This is a genomic window from Streptomyces sp. SM10, from assembly GCF_002910915.1.
GTDB lineage: Bacteria > Actinomycetota > Actinomycetes > Streptomycetales > Streptomycetaceae > Streptomyces.
Map to the genome: position 1 here is coordinate 1 of NZ_NEUF01000110.1, position 353 is coordinate 353.

The following is a 353-nucleotide window of genomic DNA, read 5'->3' on the forward strand; positions in this document are numbered from 1 at the left end:
AGCTCCAGGATCGCCCGGCTCCGCAACGCCACCACCCGCGCACCATCCTCCAGGGACAGCCCACCAGCCACACACGCCGCAGCGATCTCACCCTGCGAATGCCCCACCACCGCCGCAGGCACCACACCAGCCGCCCGCCACACCTCAGCCAGCGACACCATCACCGCCCACAACACCGGCTGCACCACATCAACCCGATCGAACCCAGGAGCACCCGCATCACCACGCAACACACCCAACAACGACCAGTCCGTGAACGGCTCCAACGCCACCGCACACTCCCGGATCCGCCCCGCGAACACCGGCGAAGACTCCATCAGACCCGCAGCCATACCCACCCACTGCGAACCCTG

1 protein-coding gene is annotated in these 353 nt (G+C 67.7%); it reads right to left on the reverse strand.

Features of this window, described 5'->3' with window-relative positions; genetic code table 11:
* Positions 1–353 (reverse strand): acyltransferase domain-containing protein (locus B9S57_RS35540; RefSeq protein ID WP_258036421.1); only part of this gene is annotated, 353 nt, incomplete at both ends.